This is a genomic window from Endozoicomonas sp. ONNA1 (assembly GCF_024606325.1).
Lineage (GTDB): Bacteria > Pseudomonadota > Gammaproteobacteria > Pseudomonadales > Endozoicomonadaceae > Endozoicomonas_A.
The window spans coordinates 1-2905 of the sequence record NZ_JAHHPN010000850.1 but is presented as its reverse complement, the minus strand read 5'-3'; the positions used below and the strand labels follow the sequence as shown (position 1 = coordinate 2905).

Sequence of the window (2905 nt, the reverse complement as noted above, 5' to 3'; positions counted from 1 at the left end):
GCAGTCGAAGTCTGATAAACCGAACGCCAGGACTCATTACCATAAAAGTTCCCCTGAGAATGAGCCACCAGCAAAACCTTCCGGCATTGGTTGATGTCTTGCGTGTATTGACTGATATGCCTGCGAAGATCACTGTCGAACAGGTAACTGAACGCATCATAGCCGGTTACAATCAGCTCCAACCCTTCCCGGAACCATTCAGGCGCCAACTCCACCCCTGAAAGCCACAGTAAAAAACTACTGTAATCCAGCAGCAGCCTTTGTCTCGACACTTCGAGTACTTGATCGACAGGGTTTTCATTGTAGTTATAAGAAAGCTTATAGTTGATCCTGTAGCCGGGCAGCTGATTTCTCATCAGTCGAATTAAGCTATTCCTTGACTCTCGAGCAGCTTTTTGACTATTAAACATCCCATTACCGTAGTAAAGAGCCAATTCGGGTGGAAAAACCTGACATTCATTTGCATTCACTATTGAAGCCGCTAGCAAAAGCAGCACTATCAAATAATTTTTCATATTCTTCCCTGAATATTTAGTTCTGCTGTTCACGTTTAAAGTTACATTGACTCTCCAAATCATCAGTCAAAGTGAATGTCATACCACTGAAGTAACTGTTTAGCTTGTTCCATGCCCTCAATCTCTCTGACGTATTGTATGTTTTTGCTTCTAACTCCAAGAGAAACTTTGTTGCCTTATCCTCCAAAACAAATGACATACAGTCCAATGCGGCACCTGTTTCTGGTTCAAGAGCTATCACTGTGTTTTGGTCATATGCGCTTATCAACTCTTTCTGGAGACTATTGGCAAATGACAGAGCAGCTTTCCTCTCCTTTTCAGAACCTCCTAATGCTCTCTCAATAAACCGTTCAACATCATCACGAACACCATCTTGATTACTGTCAATTCCTGCCAGACCTATCAACCCATCCTCACCAGGATCAGTTGGCAGATCGAATAACCAGCGAGTGTCGACAGATTGCAGACACTGCTCCCAGGAAAGGCTTTCAAAGCGCTTATTCTTGTTCAATACCAGACAGTAGCGACTATCTCTGAATTGAAAGCTCAAACGTTGCTGCAGATACCGAACCGGATAAAGGACACCAAATTTGCGCTCTGACGTTAATGGATGGAACTGCTTGCGCCATCGGAAAACATTCAGCCTTCTGCCTTCACCAGAAACCACCTCATCTTCATCTACCTCCCAGTCTTGCATTTTGTCCTGATCACAAGACCGGGAATAGGCCAATCTTCCACCGCTGAAGTGAGGCAGCCAGTTAAACTTTTTTTTAATATTCTGACTCCATTGGTCTCGCTCCTTCGAACCCTCCTGCAGACAGACCCCCTCCTCCTGACCGCCCCATTCCAGTGATCCGGCCCGAGTGAATCCACTCAACACCAATAGAGCTGCAACGAAGACAATAAAGCCTACTGTAGACATATGTCGTTTTCTCATCACCCATCCCTGGTTGCCTTAAAATAGCCATGAACGAAAAAGCATTTTCGCGGCTGTAAAGGATACTAATCGATAAAGCCAGATGCCCTATTCAATAACAGACCCCACAGGACACCGGGTTGTCAAGGAACCTCCGGGTCACCAGGGCAGCGCCGAAGCTACAAAGAAAGGGTTCGGTTCACTTTTTGGCAGTTCATACTCTGCAGGGTAACCTACATCGACAAAATAAAGACCATGGGGCTTTGCTGTAACACCCCCTTCAGAACGACTTCTGGCATCCAACACTTCTTTTGCCCAGACAGGTGGCTTTCTACCGGCACCAATCTCCAGAAGAACACCCGTGATGTTTCTTACCATATGATGAAGAAACGCATTCGCCCTGACATCTATCACAACCATATCGCCATGCCTGTAAACATTCAGGTGCTGAATTTCACGAACCGCATGTTTCGCCTGACACTGCACCGCACGGTAAGAATCAAAGTCATGTTCACCCATGAGGTACTGCCCGGCAATATTCATCCACTCTACATCCAGTGGACGGTAGTAAAAGGTGACACCTCTGGGCAGATGAGCAGGTCTCACCGGGCGATTAAGAATTATGTAGCGATATCTGCGCCACAAAGCAGAGTAGCGAGCATGAAAGTCTTCACTGACAGGCTGGACCCAGTTGAAGGTGATGTCATCCGGCAAGTTGGAATTCCCACCAAATGTCCAGCCGTAGCCACTACGAACTGACTCAGTGTCAAAGTGAATAATCTGGTTACAACCATGCACACCGGCATCCGTTCTTCCTGCACAAACGACAGCGACAGGATGATTGGCTACTTTTGACAACGCCTTTTCTACAGCAGCCTGAACCGAGGGAAGCCCTGACTTCAAACTTTGCCAACCGTGGTAGCGGGAACCATCATATTGAACACTGGCAGCTAATCGCGGCATGAAAAACACTCACTCCATTCAGTAAAAGGAGGGAAATTTATCAGGAGGCAGAAAGAATTGGTAGGGGTAGAAAGATGAATAAAAAGCCCGGAGTGGGTCTATTCCGGGCTTTGTCTGTCATGATTAAAGTCTGTTAACCCGCTTGCTCCATCAATGCCTGAGCTTCCTGCTTTTGTTCGTCGCTGCCAGATTCCAGCACCTCAAGCAGAATATCCCGGGCCCCTTCATTATCACCCATGTCAATATAAGCTCTTGCCAAATCCAATTTGGTTGCCGCTTCATCATCATCAGAAAGGAAGTCCAGATCATCATCTTCCAGAACTGATTCCAAATCCGGCAGCCCATCACCAAGACCCAGAGACTCTTCTTCCGCATCAAGACCGACTTCATCCAATTCGAGCCCCGGAACATCCAGATCATCGACTGAAGCTGAATTCTCTTCCTGAGCAGTTGCTGCCGACTCTGACGACAGTTCCAGCCCATCAAAAGCCTGAGAAGCATCATCCCTGAC

The 2905-nt window shown here is 46.9% G+C and carries 4 protein-coding genes; all 4 read right to left on the bottom strand.

All coding sequences use genetic code 11. The features are described from left to right. Nucleotides 1-515, bottom strand: a 515-nt coding sequence (locus tag KDK19_RS19940) for a hypothetical protein (RefSeq protein WP_257292714.1), incomplete at its 3' end; no start/stop codon positions are given. Between the two features lie 16 nt (nucleotides 516-531). Next, nucleotides 532-1452, bottom strand: a complete 921-nt coding sequence (locus KDK19_RS19935; RefSeq protein ID WP_257292713.1) for a hypothetical protein — start codon at nucleotides 1450-1452, stop codon at nucleotides 532-534. 138 nt (nucleotides 1453-1590) lie between these two features. Next, complete coding sequence (gene truA / locus KDK19_RS19930; RefSeq protein ID WP_257281502.1) at nucleotides 1591-2394, bottom strand: tRNA pseudouridine(38-40) synthase TruA; 804 nt, start codon at nucleotides 2392-2394, stop codon at nucleotides 1591-1593. Between the two features lie 133 nt (nucleotides 2395-2527). After that, nucleotides 2528-2905: FimV/HubP family polar landmark protein (locus KDK19_RS19925; protein WP_306801376.1), on the bottom strand; the 378-nt coding region annotated here is incomplete at its 5' end.

What these genes read in the sequence shown, in the direction of transcription:
- KDK19_RS19935 (WP_257292713.1), bottom strand. Translation starts at nt 1,452, where the DNA reads ATGAGAAAACGACATATGTCTACAGTAGGCTTTATTGTCTTCGTTGCA.
- truA (WP_257281502.1), bottom strand. Translation starts at nt 2,394, where the DNA reads ATGCCGCGATTAGCTGCCAGTGTTCAATATGATGGTTCCCGCTACCAC.